Source organism: Mycobacterium sp. IS-1742, from assembly GCF_001500125.1.
GTDB lineage: Bacteria > Actinomycetota > Actinomycetes > Mycobacteriales > Mycobacteriaceae > Mycobacterium.
In genome coordinates this window covers 92623-110011 of the sequence record NZ_LQIV01000045.1, presented here as the reverse complement: position 1 = coordinate 110011, position 17389 = coordinate 92623, and the positions used below count along the sequence as shown (strand labels likewise).

Genomic DNA, 17389 nt, shown 5'->3' with positions numbered 1-17389 from the left:
TCGACCGCCGATAAGCTCGATTCGTCCGCCGGGGAGTTTGCTGGCCACCGCTGCGCAGCCGCGATGACCCCCGGACCTCGACACCGACGCTCGCCGCACGTGACTGGAGGTTCGCCGAATGGGGCAATCGGTTGAAGTGGTCGTCTCCGAACTGACTTCGGCGGCCTCCCGGCTGGCCGACGCCGGGCAGCGCCTGCAGGACCGGTTGTCGGCGGTCGACCTCGAAGTCGGACAGCTTCTCGGTGCCGGGTGGGAGGGCGGGGCCGCTTCGGCCTTCCAGACCGAGTGGGACACCTGGCACAACGGTGCGGGACAGGTCGTCCGCGGCCTGCAGACCATGTCGCAGATGCTGACGATCGCCGGCAGGGAGTACGCGAAGACCGACGAGGACGCGGCCGGGGCGGTGGGCTCGGCGATGCGGACTCCGGGCGGCGGTCCCGGGGGTGCCGCCGCCCAGTTGAACGCGGGCGGTCAAGGCGCGGTGCGCGAGCTGGCCCACCGGATGAATCTGGCGGCGCCGCCAGCCTCGCCGGCAACCGAAGGGGCGCGAATCCCGGGGGCCGGTCCGCGATGAGCCGGTTGGTGGTGAGTTTTCCGCAGATGCAGTCGGCGATCGATCACATGCGGGACTTCGAACGTGACGTCGCGGAGTGTCTGGAAGACGTCAACGGGACGATGGCCGCACTGCGGGCCACGTGGCACGGCGACGCGTCGGATGCGCAGGCGCAGGCTCAACAGCAGTGGGAGGACGGCGCCGAGCAGATGAAACAGGCGCTCTCGCAACTGAAGACCATCGCCGAGATGGCGCGCAGGAACTACGCCGATGCCGTCGACAAGAACGGCCGGATGTGGGAGTAGTCGGCGGATTTGCTGCCTCTGGTGTGCGCATCGAGGTCGAACCGCAGGCGCTGATCCGGGCTGGTGGCGAGCTGGGCGCGCTGGGAACTCAGCTCGGAATGCTGTCGGACGCGCTGGGTTCGGTGGTGTCGGGCGGCATCGCCTCGGGCACCGACCCCGCCGGCCTGGAGTTCGGACTGAGGTACGGCGACCAGGCGCAGGAATTCACCAACGGTTTGGCCGAAGCCGCGAACGCATTCAAATCCGTCGGCTACATGATCGAGGCGACGGGGTTCAACTACGAGAACGCCGACGCGGTGTCGACCGTCGGCGGTGCGGGTCCGACCGGTGGCCTGGGCGGCGAGCCGAGTGAGACGAAAGCCGGGGACGCGGCCACGGGCCCGAACTCGAACACCGTTCCCCCTCCTGCCAAGTGGCATGTGATCGCCCCCTTCCTCAATGCCTTGCCCGGTGGGATGTTCGCGGGCGCGGCGCTGACCTGGCCGTCGGGCAACTCGGGCGTGATGCGCCTCACCGCCGCGCAATGGCGCAACCTCGGTCAAGGACTGTCGTTGTTCGACCAGGCCATGGCACCGGTGAAAACCGTTGTGTCCGTGCAACAGATCCCCGAGGGCGAGAAGATCGGCGACACGCTCGACACGTTGGGCCAGGCAGTGACCGATCTGTCGGGCCTGGCCGCCGACGTGGGATCGTCGATCGACGACTTCGCCGACGGTGTGCAGGAGACCCAGGACGCCATCCGCCGACTGCTGGACAGGATCTCCCTCGACGGCGTGTGGGACACGGTGAAGGGGATTTTCACCGGAGAGGCCGACGACATCCTGCGCGAGGTGGCCCGCGATGTGGGCACCGTGCTGGAGAACTTCCAGAACCAGGTCAAAGGTGTCGTCGGCCTCCTCGAACAACTCGCCACCGCCATCGGCGACGCGGTGAGCTCCCTGCAGAAATGGGTTCGGCCGCATCTGGAATCGCTCCTGGGCGAGGAGGTGGGCGGGAGACTCGCAGATGCGTTCACCCTGTACACCGACTTCCAGGTCGGTCTGACCACGGGGCTGATCAGCACCGTGGCGGGCACCGTCGCGATGGCCGACCCCGACACCTGGAAGGGCATGGCGGAGGTGGCGCTGTCGGTGGCGCAGGATCCGGCGAAGCTGCCCGGCGTCCTGGCCGACATGGGCGCCCAGTTCATCGCGCTCGACAAGTGGTCGAGTGACCACCCCGGGCGCGCGGCGGGCGAAGCCGCGTTCAACATCGGGTCGTTGTTCGTTCCCGGCGGCGCACTCTCGAAGACGGGATCCGTCGCCAAGGGGCTGAAGACGGCCAGGGGCCTGCTGGAGGACGGGCGGATTCCCGGGTTGCGCGGCCTCGGGTCGCGGTACGGCACAACGGATGTGGACAGAGTCCCCGACCTCGACAGCGTCGGGCCCGGACCCACGCGTGTGCCGGATGTCCGGCCGCCGGCGATCCCCGAATCGCTGCTCGACCCGACAAGTCCAGGCGGTGTCGACGCGCCGATGGGACCGATGGCGCCACACACCCCGGGTGCGGCGCACGCTCCGGGCGCAACACACGGCCCCGAGACGCGGACACCGGACGCGCGCACACCGGACGGACGATCGCCACAGGCGACGTCGCCCGAAGGCTCACGCGCACAACAGCCTACGGCCGCCGGCGGCCCGACGACGGAGAACGCACCGACCCCGAAGCCCTTGCCGAGACCACTGGATGCGGGATCAGCCGAACCGGCGTCAGCGCCTACCTCAGTCGAGTCGCAGCCGGCAGGGGAATCGAACCCGGGTGACGAACAACCCCCCGTGACCGACGAGAAGCGCGACGAATTGCTGGCGATGGAGAAGGGGACGAGGCCGGATCCGTCCGAGTATCTGTCGCCGGAGTACATCCACGATCACCTCGAGAAGTTCCGCGAAGGCGCGACGCGGTTCATGCCGGAGAGCAACTTCGAGAAGTACGGATTGGCACAGCGGGACGGAACCGCCTTCGTCATGGCCAAGAGCGAGGTCGACGCGTTGCTGGAGTCCACCGGTGGCGAACCGAGGGCGATGGAACGAATGCTCGGCTGGCCGGAGGGTTTCCTGGGCGAGCACAACGTTCTTCGTATCGACATCGCAGACCCACACGACCACAACGTGCGCGTACCATCTGGCAACGAAGCGGGCGCGAATGACCTGTGGCTGCCGGGAGGTCTTCTTCCGGACGGCAACTCCGAAGCCGTGATCGATGGTGCCGGCGTGACACCCGACGATTACACGATCACCGAGATCACCGAGTAGATGGGCGTGCGAATGGCTTTCATAGACCACTACTTCTCCAGGGAGCACCGGTACTCGATCGGTATCGAGGACAAGTCGAACCGTCGATACCTGTCCATCCCTGTCAGCAACGGACCGTTGGACTACGAGGAGTACTACGAGCTCACATCCCAGGAGTTCGAACAATTCCTGGCCGACGCGTCCGCGGCGATCGACTTCGCCGAATCATGCCGTCGCCGTGAGCGAGACAACCTTCTGATCCAAAAGCCCGGGTGGAACCGCGGCACACCGGTCTAGCGTCGTCTCACCACTGCCGTTCGCCGCAGAGCAGCCGAACGATGCCCTACGCCGACACCGCCGTGCTGCCGGCGTCGGCCAGCGACGCCGCGACGTCGTGGACGGCGGCCACGAGCTCCGGCATGACGGTCTGGTCGTACCAGCGCAGCCACTGTGCGCAGGAATCTGCGTGCCCGTGCAGCATCTCGATGGCAAATGGGTCGATCCGCGGCTTGCGGGTGTCGAACATGACCGTCACCGCGCCCCAGTTGCGGCCGTCCTCGTCGCACATCGGGACGGCGATCTCCGCCTGCACGCCGGACTGCGCAAGGACTTCCATGTCGGTGAAGCTGTACAGCGGCGAGACCGCGACGTCGTCCACCCGCACGACCTCGCAGTGCGCCGTCGCGTATGCGGCGGCCGAGCCCTCGTCCTCCACGTAGCTGAAGTGGTGCCGGAACTGCTCGGGCAGGCCCTCATGGCTCTCGATGCACACCCCGCCGAACGCGGCGTCGCGCAGCTGGACGGCCGCCGAGCCGGCGGAGAACAGCTCGACCGCGGTGGTGACGAGATCGGCGAGCACGTCGGACCGCCTCGGCGCCCTACCGCGGCCCCTCAGCGAGAACGACAGCGCAGGGGCGCTCGTGGCGCCGGGGGTGCCCGCGTCCGCGTTGACGACCGCTGCCGACAGATGCCGGAGCTTGACGTCGTAGCGCTTCGAGACGGTCAACAGCGCACGAAAAGCCGTGTCGGCGTCGGTGATTCGGTGGTCGTCCTGCAACCGGGTGACGGCGTTGCGCACGACGGCGTGCGAGATCAGGTTGATCGGCGCCACCAGCGCCGACTCGTCGAACGTCTGCTCGTCACCGATATGCACGTCGGCCATCCCACGCCCTCTCCTCAAGTGAATGTGAGCTCTCAGTACCCCAGGGGTATCGGCACGAAACGGCGTTCAGCCACTCGTAAGATCCGCGTCAGTTCGCGGGTTCAGATCCGCCCGCAGTTCGGCGCCGTCGGCACGCCTTTGAACCGGTCGGCGATCCACTGCATCGCGGGCTCACCGTCGACGAACATCGGCAGCCCGTGGTTGACCACCGCCTTGTTGAGGAACGGCGGCTGCTCGTTCGTACGGGCTTCCACGTCGGCGCCCTGCGCACACCAGTCACGGCCGAGCTGCATCGCCGGCGCCCAGGGCACCAGCGGGTCGAACCTGTTGGCGTTGATCAACACCGGCGCGTTGGGCTTGGACCGCCCCAACTTCTGCTCCTCGAACAGCGACCGGAACGGCTCCTGCTCGACCAACTGGTGGATGTCCTGGTTGAAGTAGGGCTGCAGGTGCCTGAACATGAATTTGGTGATCGTCTCGGCGATGCACTGATCCTGCACCTTGAACAGCATGTCCGCGCCACGCGGTGTGAGCGTGGCCCGGATCGCCGCCTCGTGTTCGGGATAGGCGGTGATCACCGAGTTCAGCGCGTAGCCGACGACGCCGACCAGCATGCTGCCGTCGGCGAACGGGAACAGCGCCTTGAGGTCGGCCGGCGGCGCACCCGCATAGGTTCCGACGACGTCGACCTCCGGTGCGTATCCCTGCGCCATCTCGGCGGCGGATGCGGCCGCTCCCCCGCCCTGCGAATAGCCCCAGAAGGCCACCGGCCCTTCGGGATTCAGCGAGGTGTCCGGTAGTCGCTTCGCCGCGCGGGCCGCGTCGAGCATCGCGTGACCCTGCGAGACGCGGCTGACGTAGGTGTGCAGACCCGGTGTGCCGAGGCCCTCGTAGTCCGTCATCACGATCGCGAACCCGCGCGCCACCATGGTCGCGACGAACAACTCCTCGTAGTTGAACGCGATGTCCAGATACGGCGACCAGTGGATGCCCTGGTTGAACTGGCGCGACGGCGCGCACTGGTCACCCTGGCCCTGGGTGCCCGGCCCGTAGACGATCAGCGGTCTCGGCCCACCGAACGGCCATGGGTTGTGCGGTTCGAAGTATGTTCCCGTGACGGCCACCGGATTGCCGCGAGCGTCGTTGCTGCGGTACATGATTCGCGTGCCGTTCGCCATGATCATGCCGAGCGCGCCCGACGGTTCGAGCACCAACCGCGACGGCTCGGTCCGGATCAGGTCGCCGGGACCGCCCGGCGGCAACGGGTCAGGAGGGGTGTAGAACGCCTGATACTCGTCCTCGTTGAAGTACGGGTGATGGTCGTCGATCGTCGGATCGTCGCCGTGCGCGGGGCCGGCCGTGGTCACCGCGACGGTGAACAGGCACAGCATGACAAGAAAAGCCCGGATCCCCCGCCCCATGGTCCGACCCTAACGGCGAACGTGCGCCCACCGCGAGAAAAGTCGAGATTTCTCGCCGTGAGCGCACGTTCGGCGCGGGGTGATCTAGTACCGGTAGTGCTCCGGCTTGTACGGGCCCTCGACGTCGACGTTGATGTACTCCGCCTGCTCCTTGGTGAGCTTGGTCAGCGTGCCACCGAGCGCCTCGACGTGGATGCGGGCGACCTTCTCGTCGAGGTGCTTGGCGAGCCGGTAGACCTCGTTGTCGTACTCGTCGTTCTTGGTCCACAGCTCGATCTGCGCGATCACCTGGTTGGAGAAGCTGTTGCTCATCACGAACGACGGGTGGCCGGTCGCGTTGCCCAGGTTCAGCAGGCGGCCCTCGGACAGCACGATGATCGCGTGGCCGTCGTCGAAGGTCCACTCGTCGACCTGCGGCTTGATGTTGATCCGCGTCGCGCCGGACCGCTCGAGGGCCGCCATGTCGATCTCGTTGTCGAAGTGGCCGATGTTGCCGAGGATGGCCTTGTCCTTCATCGCCTTCATGTGGTCGAGGGTGATGATGTCCTTGTTGCCCGTCGAGGTGATGACGATGTCGGCGCTGCCGATCGCCTGCTCGACGGTCACCACGTCGAAGCCGTCCATCAGCGCCTGCAGCGCGTTGATCGGATCGATCTCGGTGACCTGGACCCGGGCGCCCTGGCCGGCGAGCGACTCCGCGCAACCCTTGCCCACGTCGCCGTAGCCGCAGATCAGCACCTTCTTGCCGCCGATCAGCACGTCCGTGCCGCGGTTGATGCCGTCGATCAGCGAGTGGCGGGTGCCGTACTTGTTGTCGAACTTGCTCTTGGTGACCGAGTCGTTGACGTTGATCGCGGGGAACGCCAGCTCGCCTGCGGCGGCGAACTGGTAGAGCCGCAGCACACCGGTCGTGGTCTCCTCGGTGACACCCTTGACCGCCTCGGCGATCTTCGTCCACTTGGTCTTGTCGGTCTCGAACCGCTCACGCAGCAGGTTGAGGAAGACCCGGTACTCGGCGGAGTCGTCGTCCTCGGCGGGCGGGACCACGCCGGCCTTCTCGAACTGCGCGCCGCGCAGCACCAGCATGGTGGCGTCGCCGCCGTCGTCGAGGATCATGTTGGCCGGCTCGCCCGGCCAGGTCAGCATCTGCTCGGCGGCCCACCAGTACTCCTCCAGCGTCTCGCCCTTCCAGGCGAAGACCGGGGTGCCCTTGGGCTCCTCGGGGGTGCCGTGCGGGCCGACGACGACCGCCGCGGCCGCGTGGTCCTGGGTCGAGAAGATGTTGCACGACGCCCAGCGGACCTCGGCACCGAGGGCGACCAGGGTCTCGATGAGCACCGCGGTCTGCACCGTCATGTGCAGCGATCCGGAGATGCGGGCGCCCTTGAGCGGCGCCACCTCGGCGTATTCGCGCCGCAACGCCATCAGGCCCGGCATCTCGTGCTCGGCCAGGCGGATCTCTTTACGGCCGAATTCGGCCAGGGACAGGTCGGCGACCTTGTAGTCGATGCCGTTGCGGCTCTCGACCGTCAGTCGCTGCTCAGTCGTGGTCATGTGCTTCCTTCTCGTGCGCGCGTCGCAATTACTCAGCTGAGTGTCAGATTAGCCATCGGGGCGGTGCGTCTTCGCCGGCCGCGGATCCTGCTCGATAACACCGTAGCGCTCCGCGAAGGGTGTCATGAGCCGGGCCAGGTCACCGGCCACGTCGTGGTCGGCCTCCGGAGGCATGGAGACGTAGCTCATGGCCAGGCGCACGATCGCGCGGGCCAGGATTCCGGCGTCCTCGTCGCTGGCCTTGACCCAGCTGTGCTGGAAGGTCGACGTCAACCGGTCCGAACACCGGGTGATGATCGGCCCGCTGTCGGTGGTGATGATCTGCAACAGGTCCGGCTTCGAGTCTCCCGACAGCAGCGAGATCACCAGCGGATCGGCGGCCGACTCGGTGAAGAAGGCGCGGAAACCCTCGAGGAAGGCGGCGTACACCTCGCCGACATTGCTCTCGATGGCGTCGTCGACCGCGTCGACGAGGCGGTCGGCCAGCCGCAGCGCGTATCCCTGGGCCAGCCCCTGCCGGGAGCCGAACTCGTTGTAGATGGTCTGGCGGCTGATCCCGGCAGCCTTGGCCACGTCGGTCAGCGTGATCGCCGACCAGTCGCGGGTGTCCAGCAGTTCGCGCATGCCGTCGAGGATCGAGTCGCGCAGCAGCACCCTCGACGCCTCGGCGTAGGGCACGCGTGCGCGGGAAACCACACGCGCGACCCTAGCGGTCATCCCCGGGCGACCTCCACCATCTCGAAATCCGACTTCGCCGCGCCGCAGTCCGGGCAGCTCCAGTCGTCGGGGATCTCGTCCCAACGGGTGCCCGGGGCGATGCCGTCCTCCGGCCACCCCTTGGCCTCGTCGTACTCGAATCCGCACTGCACGCAGACGAACAGCTTGTAGTCCATGGTATTTCCTCTCGTATCGGCTCGTTGACGGGTGTTCAGACGGGTTCGAAGTCGACTTTCTCGAGCACGGCGCAGTCCGGGCAGCCCCAGTCGTCGGGGATCTCGCTCCACGGCGTCCCCGCCGCAAAGCCCTCCCGGGGAGCGCCTCTCACCTCGTCGTAGACGTAACCGCAGCCCGGGCAGCGGTAGGCGCTCATGCCGGCGCGTCCGCGCCGTAGCGGGCCATCACCTTGTCGCGCACGCGGGGATGGACGTTGACCCGGGTGATGTCGCCGCCGTAGTGCTCGAGCACCCGATGGTCCATCACGCGGCGCCACAGCGGCGGGAAGTAGGTCAGCGCGATCATCGAGGCGTATCCGCTCGGCAGGTTCGGCGCGCCTTCCATGCTGCGCAGCGTCTGGTAGCGGCGAGTGGGGTTGGCGTGGTGATCGCTGTGCCGCTGCAGGTGGTAGAGGAACAGGTTGGTCACGATGTGGTCGGAGTTCCAGCTGTGCACCGGTGCGCAACGCTCGTAGCGGCCGCTCGTGGTCTTCTGCCGCAGCAGCCCGTAGTGCTCGAGGTAGTTGACCGTCTCGAGCAGCGTGAAGCCGAACACCGCCGAGATGACGATGTACGGGAGCACCGCCCAACCGAACACCGCGACCAGCACGCCGTAGAACACCACCGACATCGCCCATGCGTTGAGCACGTCGTTGGACCAGTGCCACTTCGTCTTGCCTGCGCGCTCGAGCCGCTTGGCTTCCAGCTCCCACGCAGATCTCAGGCTGCCGAACACGCTGCGCGGCAGGAATTCCCAGAACGTCTCACCGAACCGCGCCGACGCGGGGTCCTCGGGAGTCGCGACCCGGACGTGGTGGCCGCGGTTGTGCTCGATGTAGAAGTGGCCGTAGCAGGTCTGCGCCAGCGTGATCTTCGACAGCCAGCGCTCCAGCGAGTCCTTCTTGTGGCCGAGTTCGTGTGCGGTGTTGATGCCGACGCCGCCGAGCAGGCCGACCGACAGCGCCAGGCCGATCTTCGCCGGCCAGCTCAGGCCACCGTCGAACCCCAGCCACCCGAGGTCCGAGGCGGTGAACAGGTAGGCGCCGAGGACGACGCTGGCGCACTGGAACGGCAGGTAGAGGTAGGTGCAGTAGCGGTAGTACCTGTCGTTCTCGAGCCGCTCCATCACCTCGTCGGGCGGATTCTGCCCGTCGGGCCCGAACCGCAGGTCGAGGGCGGGCAACAGGATGTACAGCAGGATCGGCCCGATCCAGAACGGCGCCGCGGCGGCCGCGTGCCATCCCTGCTGGTTGAGCGCCCACACGACCGGCAGCATCACGAACAGCGCGGTCGGGGCGATCAGGCCCATCAGCCACAGATAGCGCTTGCGGTCACGCCACTGGGCGATGTCGAGGGCTTCCGGTTCTGCGGTCACAGCCACCTCCAAGTGAGTCATCACGACGATGACTTGACTATAGAAGCGTGTTTGTCCGCTGTCTAGACACAGAGCATGGTTTTGTAAATTACTCCGAAACGGCCTCGCGTTCCCGCCGGCCGAGCAGCGAGTGCCGACGGCCGTAGAGGAAGTAGACGACCACGCCGATCGCCATCCAGATGAGGAATCGCATCCAGGTCAGCCCGGTCAGGTTCAGCATCAGCCACAGGCAGGCGATGATCGCGGCGATCGGCAGCAACGGCACGAACGGCGCCTTGAAACCGCGCTCGAGGTCCGGTCGGGTGCGCCGCAGCACGATCACCCCGGCGGACACCAGCACGAACGCGAACAGCGTGCCGATGTTGACCATCTCCTCGAGCTTGCCGATCGGGAAGACCGTCGCGGCGACCGCCACGACCACACCGACGATCACCGTGATGCGCACCGGCGTGCCGTGCTCACCGGTCTGGGCCAGCTGACGGGGCAGCAGACCGTCGCGCGACATCGCGAACAGCACCCGCGTCTGCCCGAGCATCAGCACGATGACCACGGTGGTGAGACCGGCCAGCGCGCCGATGGAGATGACGGTCGCCGCCCAGTTCACCCCGTTCGCCTCGAACGCGGTCGCGAGGTTCGCCCCGCTGCCCGCGTCGCGCAACTGCGTGTAGGACACCATCCCGGACAGGACCACGGCGACGGCCACGTACAGGACGGTGACGATGCCCAGCGACGCGAGGATGCCGCGCGGCACATCGCGCTGCGGATTCTTGGTCTCCTCGGCGGTGGTGGCCACGATGTCGAAACCGATGAACGCGAAGAACACGATCGACGCGCCGGCGAGCAGGCCGTACCAGCCGTAGGCGCTGCCCTCCGCGCCGGTGATCAGCGAGAACAACGACTGCTCCGAGCCGGTACCACCCTCACCGGATTCGGCGGGCGGGATGAACGGCGAGTAGTTGGCGGCCTTGATGAAGAACGAGCCGACGACGACCACCAGCAGCACCACCGCGACCTTGATGACGGTGATGATGAGGCTGACCTCCGCGGAGAGCTTGGTCCCGCGGGCCAGCAACAGGGTGACCACGGCGATGATCACCAGCGCTCCCCAGTCCACCTCGAACCCGCCGAAGTTCGCGACCCCGCCGCCGAAGCCGAACACCGTCCCGAGGTAGCTCGACCAGCCCTTGGCCACCACCGCGGCGGCCACGGCGAACTCCAGGATCAGGTCCCATCCGATGATCCAGGCCATGAATTCGCCGAAGGTGGCGTAGGAGAACGTGTATGCGCTGCCCGCGACGGGCACCGTCGAGGCGAACTCGGCGTAGCACAACGCCGCCAGACCGCATGCGATCGCGGCGATCACGAACGAGATCGAGATCGCCGGACCGGTGAGGTTGCCTGCCGTCGACGCGGTGATGGTGAAGATGCCTGCGCCGATCACGACCGATACACCGAACACCGTCAGATCCCACCAGCTCAGATCCTTGCGAAGCCTGGTCCCCGGTTCGTCGGTGTCGGCGATCGACTGCTCGACGGATTTCGTGCGCCATCTACCGGCCATGACGTTTCCCTTTCGGATGGGTCGCGATGCGAGTTGAGGGCCTGGATTCGGGGACAGTACCGAGTACTGTGCACCGATGGGGCGGAGTACTAAACACGCGATCGTCGTCGGGGGCAGCATCGCGGGAATGTGCGCAGCGCGCGTGCTGTCCGATTTCTACGACCGGGTGACCGTATACGAGCGCGACGACCTGCCCGACCGGCCGGTCAACCGGGCCGCGGTGCCGCAGGGTCGCCACGTCCACCTGCTCATGGCGCGCGGCGCCCAGGAGTTCGAGAGCCTGTATCCGGGCCTGCTCGACGGCATGGTCGCCGAGGGCGTGCCGATCCTGGAGAACCGACCGGACTGTATCCACTTCGGCGCGGCCGGGCATGTGTTGGGGACCAAGCACACGCTGCGCGACGAGTTCACCGCCTACGTCCCCAGCCGGCCGCAGCTGGAATGGCAGATCCGTCGGCGCACCATGGCGATCCCGAACGTGACCGTCGAACAGCGTTCGGTCGGCGAACCGGTCTTCGATCCCGTCGCCCGGCGCGTCACCGGTGTGCTCCTCGACGCCGAGCGCGAGCCGGAGACGGTGGCGGCCGACCTCGTCGTCGACGCCACCGGTCGCGGCACCCGGCTCCCGGTGTGGTTGACGCAGTGGGGTTTCGAACGCCCACCCGAGGACACCGTCGACGTCGGCATCGCCTACGCCACCCAGCAGGTCCACATCCCCGAGGGGCTGCTGGCCGAGAAGGTGGTGGTCGCAGGCGCGTCGGTGGAACGGCCGGTGGGCGTCGGGATGCTGCTCTACGAGGACGGCAACTGGAACATCACGACCTTCGGTGTCGGCAAGGTGGCGCCCCCGCAGAACTTCGCCGAGATCTGCGATCTGGTCGACACGATCCTGCCCGCCCACGTCGCCTCCGCCGTGCGAGCCGGAACTCCCTTGGGCGACATGGCCTTTCACAAATACCCGACCAGTCGCTGGCGCCGCTACGACAAAATCGACCGGTTCCCGGCGGGCATCGTGCCCTTCGGTGACGCGGTCGTGAGCTTCAACCCCACCTTCGGTCAGGGCATGACGATGACCTCGCTGCAGGCGGGGCATCTGCGCAGGGCGCTGCAGCACCCCGAACCGGAGTTGGCGCGTGCACTGAGCAAGGCGACGGCCAAGACCACGTTCCCGGTATGGCAGATGAACGCGATCGGCGATCTCACACTGCACCGGGCGAGCGGCCCCATGCCCAAGTGGTACGGACCGGTCGGCGCCCTGTTCGACCAGTTCCTCGGCGCCGCGGAGACCGATCCGGTGCTTGCGGAGTGGTTCCTGCGGCGGTTCAGCCTGCTCGACAGCCTCTACATGGTTCCCTCGCCGCGCCTGGTGGGACGCACCATCGGCCACAACATGCGACTGTGGCTGGCGGAGAAGCGGGCCGCCACGCGGCGCACGCGTGAGCGCGACCTCGTCGCAACCCGCTAGATCCCGACGGTGACCCGGAAGACGGTCGTCGGCGTCGCCGCGAGCAACCGGACGGGGCCGTCGTCGGCGGTCACCCAGGCGGCCGCACCCCGCGGCAGGGCCAGGACGTCGCCGCCCTTGGCGTGCACCTCCGCACACCCTTCCGTGCACACCAGCACCTGGGGGCCGTCGTGCGGCGACGGTGCGTCCACCTCGTGGCCGACGTTGTCGCCGTGCAGGCGCAGCACCGACACCGCGAACTCCGGCGCCGGCGTCCGGTATTCGTATTCGATTCCGTCCCTGGCGATCTCGGGCCGCAGCACGAGATCGGGGGTCGGGGTGAAGTCGAGGACCCGCAGCAGTTCCGGGACGTCGACGTGCTTGGGCGTCAGCCCACCGCGCAACACGTTGTCGGAGTTGGCCATCACCTCCACACCCACACCGTGCAGATAGGCGTGCAGGTTCCCGGCGGGCAGGTAGATCCCCTCCCCCGGGCTCAGCGTAATGCGGTTGAGCAGCATCGCGGCCAGCACTCCGGCGTCCCCCGGATATCGTTCGCCGAGTTCGAGCACCGTCTTGACCTCGGCCGCGAACTCGGTCTGCCCGGCGCGGATGTAGTCGATCGCCCCGTCGAGCACCGCGGGCACCAGCACGTCCAGGTGCGGCTGCGGGGCGGTGATCCAGGTGGTGAACAGGGCACGAAGACCGTCGGGTTCGGACTGTCCGTGCAGCAGGTTGACGAACGGGTCCAGCTCGGGCACCTCGAGTGCCCGCATCAGCTCGACGGTGCGCGGGACCGGACGGAACCCGGCCAGCGCCTCGAACCGGTCGAGCGCGACCAACAGCTCGGGTTTGTGGCTGCGGTCGCGGTAGTTGCGCATCGGCGCCGACACGGGGATACCGAGCCGCTCCTCGCGGTCGTAGCCCTCGGCGGCCTGCTGGGCGCTCGGGTGGGCCTGCAGCGACAACGGCTCGTCGGCGGCGAGCACCTTCACCAGGAACGGCAGCGTCTCGCCGAACCGGTCGACGACCGCGGCGCCCAGCTGGCCGTCGGGGTCGTCGTGCAGCGCCTCGAGCAGCGAGACCTCGCCGTCCCCGTCCTGAAGATAGGCCGGATCCCCGGGGTGGGCGCCGAACCACAATTCGGCCTCCGGATGCGCTGTCGGACTTGGCCTTCCGGTGAAATCGGCGATCGCCGTCCGCGAACCCCAGGCATAGGTCCGCACCGCTCCCCTCAGCAGATGCACCCGATCAACCTCGAACCAGTCGCAGGTAGACCGCGGTCATCTCCAACCGCACCGCCAGTGTCGCCAATTCCTGTTCCATCCCCCTGCCGCTGGCCGCAGCCCCTCCTGGCTCCGGTCCGTCGGGTACGTCTTCGGCGTCGATCACGTCGACGTCGTCGTATCCACTGACCCGCGCCGCCACCGTCGGGCGCTCCGCGTCGGTCGTCAGCACGACCGTGCGCACGCGTCGTGGCAGTGGACCGTCGAGTTCCTCGTCGTGGAACAGCGAGGCGCCGGCCGAGCCCGCCCCGGCTGCGCCGAACCCGTTCCGCAACGCCACCAGCACGTCGCCGAGGCCGACCGCGGCCACCGTCTCCTGCGCGACCCGCAGGAGCACCGCCGCGCCGTGCCGGGCGAGCGCCAGCGTGCTCGCATTGTCGCCCGCCAGCACGACGTCACGTCCCGAGATGCGTTCGGCCAACGCCTTCGCGGGGTTGGTGAACAGGTCACGGCCCGCGCTGTTGCGCAGCGCCTCGGCGTCGAGTTGGTCGGCGAGTTCGCCGAGATCCACCCGCAGCCCGGGATCGACGACCTGCAGGACGGCCAGCCCCGCCGCGAGGTAACGCGACAACCCGAAATCGTCGGGCACCCACAGGCGGGGCGCGAGCGCGACCGCGCGCCCGGCCGTCGCATCACGCAATGGCCCCTCGTACGGGGCGACCACCACGCCGCGGGCACCGCGGCGCACGCCTGTCGCGGCCGCCGACACCAGCGCGGGATCGCCGGGGTCGTCACCGGCGACCACGATCACGTCGAGCGCGCCGATCCAGGGCGGCGCCGCGCCGACCGTCACGATCGGGGCGGCGACGACGGCGCCGAACGCGGCGGCCAGCACCGCACCGGCGGTCTCGGCCGCGCCGCGACCCGCCACCCAGATCACGGTGCGCGGCGGCTGACCCGAACGCAGCGACTCGAGCAGGCCCTCGTCGAGCGCGGCCGCCGTGGCGCGCACCTGCGCGCCGGCCATCGCGGCCGCCCTCAGCAGACCGTCGCGGTCGGCGGCCAGCAGGGCCTCACCGTCGTCGAGGTCTACCAGGGCAGCCGATGATCCGGTCACGTCGATGTCCCGCCTGGTTCTGCGTTCTGGGCGTGAACGGTCTCGGAGACCTGCCCGACCACCTCGTCGACCTCCTCGCCCGTGCGCGCCTCGACGTTGAGGCGCAGCAACGGTTCGGTGTTGGAGGTGCGCAGGTTGAACCACTGGCCGCCACCGAGGTCGACCGTCACCCCGTCGAGGTGGTCGATCGAGTGGATGCGGGTGCCGAAGGACTTGAGCACCGCCTCCACGCACGCGGGCGCGTCGGCGACGGTGAAGTTGATCTCGCCGGACGCCTCGTAACGCTGGTAGTCGGCCATGAAATCCGACAGCGGACGATCCTGTTCGCCGAGTGCGGCCAGCACGTGCAGCGCGGCGAGCATCCCGGAGTCGGCACCCCAGAAGTCGCGGAAGTAGTAGTGCGCGGAATGTTCGCCCCCGAAGATCGCCCCGGTCTCGGCCATCAATCCCTTGATGTAGGAGTGCCCGACCCGCGAACGCACCGCCGTGCCGCCGCGTTCGGCGACCAGTTCGGGCACCGCGCGCGAGGTGATCAGGTTGTGGATGATCGTCGCGCCGATCTCCCGGCCGAGTTCGCGCGCGGCCACCAGCGCGGTCACCGCCGAGGGCGACACCGCCCGACCCTTCTCGTCGACGACGAAGCAGCGGTCGGCGTCCCCGTCGAAGGCCAGCCCGATATCAGCACGGGTCTCGAGCACGAAGGCCTGCAGGTCGATCAGGTTGGCCGGGTCCAGGGGGTTGGCCTCGTGGTTGGGGAAGGTGCCGTCGAGTTCGAAGAACAGCGGCAGCAGGGTGACCGCGTCGATGGGGCCGAGGACCGCCGGCGTCGTGTGCCCGGCCATCCCGTTCCCGGCGTCGACGGCGACGCGCAGGGGACGCCGCCCGGAGATCGGCACCAGCGACCGCAGGAATGCGCCGTAGTCGGTCAGCACGTCGCGGTCGGATGCAGTGCCGCGAGGTCCGTCATGGGCGGGCACGCCGTCGATGACCTGCTCGGCGATCTGGGTGAGCCCGGTGTCGCGGCCGACCGGTTTGGCCCCGGCGCGGCACAGCTTGATGCCGTTGTAGGCGGCCGGGTTGTGGCTGGCGGTGAACATGGCCCCGGGGCAGTCCAGCAACCCCGAGGCGAAGTACAGCTGATCGGTGGACGCCAGCCCGATCCGGACGACATCGAGGCCCTGGGCCAGCACGCCCTCGGCGAAGGCCTCCGACAGCGCGGGTGAACTCGACCGCATGTCGTGGCCGATCACGACCTGGCCGGCGCTGTCGGCGACCAGCCGTGCGAACGCTCCGCCGACGTCGGCCACGAACGCCGCGTCGAGTTCCTCGCCGACCAGGCCACGTACGTCATACGCCTTGATGACGCGATGCACCGCCGCAGCCGGCCTAGACATACAACTCCTTGGAGTCGGGGACGTTTCCGTCAGCCTATCCGCACCGGAGGGATCGTTCGCGAAGCTATGACGCCCTAGGCGGGACTGTCCGGAGTCATTCAGCCGGGTCGGGGAGCACGCGCAGATGGCCGCGCCGGCGTCCGGTCGGCTCGGGCCGCCGCACAGGCGGCGCCAGCAACGCCCCGCTCTGGGCGCCGCCCGTGGGGTCGGAGAATCCGGGGACGACTCCCCCGCGGGCGGGTGCCGCCGACTCGCGGCCCTCGCGGACCGCGTCGGCCAGGGCGACGAGGTCGTCGTCGTCGGAGTGGGAGGGCAACGGTCCGGCGTGGCGGACCAGTTCCCATCCGCGCGGCGCGGTGATCCGGCCGGCGTGGCTCACGCACAGATCCCAGGAGTGCGGTTCGGACACGGTGGCCAGCGGGCCGACGACAGCGGTGGAGTCGGAGTAGACGAACGTCAGCGTCGCCACCGCATAGTGGGGGCACCCGGGCCTGCAGCAGCGACGGGGAACATTCACGAACGGAAGGCTATCGCGGGACAAACGCCGCGTGGTGCCGGACACGCGCAGCGGCGGACCCGCCGATAGCCAACCGTTACGATCGGTGACCGTGGCCGAGCGCAACCGCTGGAGATCACGCCGCGGGCGCGAGATGCGCGGCCCGCTTCTCCCGCCGACGGTGCCCGGGTGGCGCAGCCGGGCCGAGCGGTTCGACATGGCGGTGCTGGAGGCCTACGAACCGATCGAGCGGCGGTGGCAAGAACGGGTGTCCGGATTGGACGTCGCGGTGGACGAGATCCCGCGCATGGCGCCGAAGGATCCCGAGAGTGTGCAGTGGCCACCCGAGGTGGTGGCCGATGGGCCGGTGGCGCTGGCCCGGTTGATACCGGCCGGCGTCGATGTCCGCGGTAACTCCACGCGGGCGCGAATCGTGTTGTTCAGGAAGCCGATCGAGCGTCGGGCCAAGGACTCCGACGAACTGGCCGAGCTGTTGCATGAGGTGCTCGTGGCTCAGGTGGCCACATATCTGGGGGTCGAACCCTCCGTCATCGACCCGACGATCGACGACGATTAGGG

General features: G+C 68.3%; 18 protein-coding genes. 6 read left to right on the top strand and 12 right to left on the bottom strand.

The genetic code is table 11. The features are described 5' to 3' along the window. The first annotated feature begins 118 nt into the window (after positions 1-118). Genes AU196_RS24530 through AU196_RS24515 form a run of 4 tightly spaced genes read left to right on the top strand, consistent with a single transcriptional unit; the run spans position 119 to position 3425 of the window. Positions 119-574 (top strand): WXG100 family type VII secretion target, encoded by a 456-nt coding sequence (locus AU196_RS24530; protein ID WP_082695860.1) that lies wholly within the window; start codon positions 119-121, stop codon positions 572-574. Next, positions 571-858 (top strand): WXG100 family type VII secretion target, encoded by a 288-nt coding sequence (locus AU196_RS24525; RefSeq protein ID WP_082695859.1) that lies wholly within the window; start codon positions 571-573, stop codon positions 856-858. Before AU196_RS24530 ends, AU196_RS24525 begins: the two co-directional genes overlap by 4 nt. A 23-nt stretch (positions 859-881) precedes the next feature. Then, complete coding sequence (locus AU196_RS24520) at positions 882-3149, top strand: hypothetical protein (protein ID WP_231737710.1); 2268 nt, start codon at positions 882-884, stop codon at positions 3147-3149. 12 nt (positions 3150-3161) lie between these two features. Then, positions 3162-3425: a hypothetical protein gene (locus AU196_RS24515; protein ID WP_059097761.1), complete on the top strand. Its 264-nt coding sequence runs from the start codon at positions 3162-3164 to the stop codon at positions 3423-3425. A gap of 46 nt (positions 3426-3471) precedes the next feature. Here the strand turns inward: AU196_RS24515 and AU196_RS24510 are convergent, their stop codons facing one another. The 8 genes from AU196_RS24510 to AU196_RS24475 all read right to left on the bottom strand — a co-directional run bounded on the left by AU196_RS24510 (position 3472) and on the right by AU196_RS24475 (position 11133). Further along, the gene (locus AU196_RS24510) at positions 3472-4290 is read right to left on the bottom strand and encodes a GAF domain-containing protein (protein WP_059097684.1); all 819 of its coding nucleotides are present in this window, start codon (positions 4288-4290) and stop codon (positions 3472-3474) included. Positions 4291-4391: 101 nt separating this feature from the next. After that, positions 4392-5711 carry a lipase family protein gene (locus tag AU196_RS24505; protein ID WP_059097683.1) on the bottom strand — a complete coding sequence of 440 codons (1320 nt, stop codon included), beginning with the start codon at positions 5709-5711 and terminating at the stop codon, positions 4392-4394. An 84-nt stretch (positions 5712-5795) separates the two neighbouring features. Further along, complete coding sequence (gene ahcY / locus AU196_RS24500) at positions 5796-7265, bottom strand: adenosylhomocysteinase (protein ID WP_059097682.1); 1470 nt, start codon at positions 7263-7265, stop codon at positions 5796-5798. 48 nt (positions 7266-7313) lie between these two features. Further along, positions 7314-7982 (bottom strand): TetR family transcriptional regulator AlkX, encoded by a 669-nt coding sequence (gene alkX, locus AU196_RS24495; protein ID WP_059097681.1) that lies wholly within the window; start codon positions 7980-7982, stop codon positions 7314-7316. Continuing rightward, on the bottom strand, positions 7979-8158 hold the full coding sequence (locus tag AU196_RS24490; RefSeq protein ID WP_059097680.1) for a rubredoxin: 180 nt from the start codon (positions 8156-8158) through the stop codon (positions 7979-7981). The genes alkX and AU196_RS24490 overlap by 4 nt, the downstream gene beginning before the upstream one ends. Before the next feature lie 35 nt (positions 8159-8193). Beyond that, positions 8194-8355 (bottom strand): rubredoxin, encoded by a 162-nt coding sequence (locus AU196_RS24485; RefSeq protein ID WP_059097679.1) that lies wholly within the window; start codon positions 8353-8355, stop codon positions 8194-8196. Further along, positions 8352-9593, bottom strand: coding sequence for an alkane 1-monooxygenase (locus AU196_RS24480; protein ID WP_059097678.1), 1242 nt, complete (start codon positions 9591-9593; stop codon positions 8352-8354). The genes AU196_RS24485 and AU196_RS24480 overlap by 4 nt, the downstream gene beginning before the upstream one ends. 67 nt (positions 9594-9660) lie before the next feature. Continuing rightward, a complete protein-coding gene (locus tag AU196_RS24475) occupies positions 9661-11133 on the bottom strand; it encodes an amino acid permease (RefSeq protein WP_059097677.1) in 1473 nt (490 codons plus the stop codon). A 76-nt stretch (positions 11134-11209) separates the two neighbouring features. Here AU196_RS24475 and AU196_RS24470 point away from each other — a divergent pair, with 76 nt between their 5' ends. Continuing rightward, positions 11210-12598, top strand: a complete 1389-nt coding sequence (locus tag AU196_RS24470; protein ID WP_059097676.1) for an FAD-dependent oxidoreductase — start codon at positions 11210-11212, stop codon at positions 12596-12598. Here AU196_RS24470 and manA read toward each other — a convergent pair. From manA to AU196_RS24450, 4 genes are all read right to left on the bottom strand, one after another. Next, positions 12595-13824: a mannose-6-phosphate isomerase, class I gene (gene manA / locus AU196_RS24465; RefSeq protein WP_059097675.1), complete on the bottom strand. Its 1230-nt coding sequence runs from the start codon at positions 13822-13824 to the stop codon at positions 12595-12597. The genes AU196_RS24470 and manA overlap by 4 nt on opposite strands. Positions 13825-13828: 4 nt before the next feature. Continuing rightward, positions 13829-14920 (bottom strand): hypothetical protein, encoded by a 1092-nt coding sequence (locus AU196_RS24460; RefSeq protein ID WP_059097674.1) that lies wholly within the window; start codon positions 14918-14920, stop codon positions 13829-13831. Further along, positions 14917-16314: a phosphomannomutase/phosphoglucomutase gene (locus AU196_RS24455; protein ID WP_059097673.1), complete on the bottom strand. Its 1398-nt coding sequence runs from the start codon at positions 16312-16314 to the stop codon at positions 14917-14919. The genes AU196_RS24460 and AU196_RS24455 overlap by 4 nt, the downstream gene beginning before the upstream one ends. 94 nt (positions 16315-16408) lie before the next feature. After that, positions 16409-16831, bottom strand: a complete 423-nt coding sequence (locus tag AU196_RS24450; RefSeq protein ID WP_059097672.1) for a DUF3499 domain-containing protein — start codon at positions 16829-16831, stop codon at positions 16409-16411. Between the two features lie 133 nt (positions 16832-16964). Between AU196_RS24450 and AU196_RS24445 the strand changes: the two genes are divergently transcribed. Beyond that, a complete protein-coding gene (locus tag AU196_RS24445; RefSeq protein ID WP_059097760.1) occupies positions 16965-17387 on the top strand; it encodes a metallopeptidase family protein in 423 nt (140 codons plus the stop codon). Positions 17388-17389 lie beyond the last annotated feature (2 nt).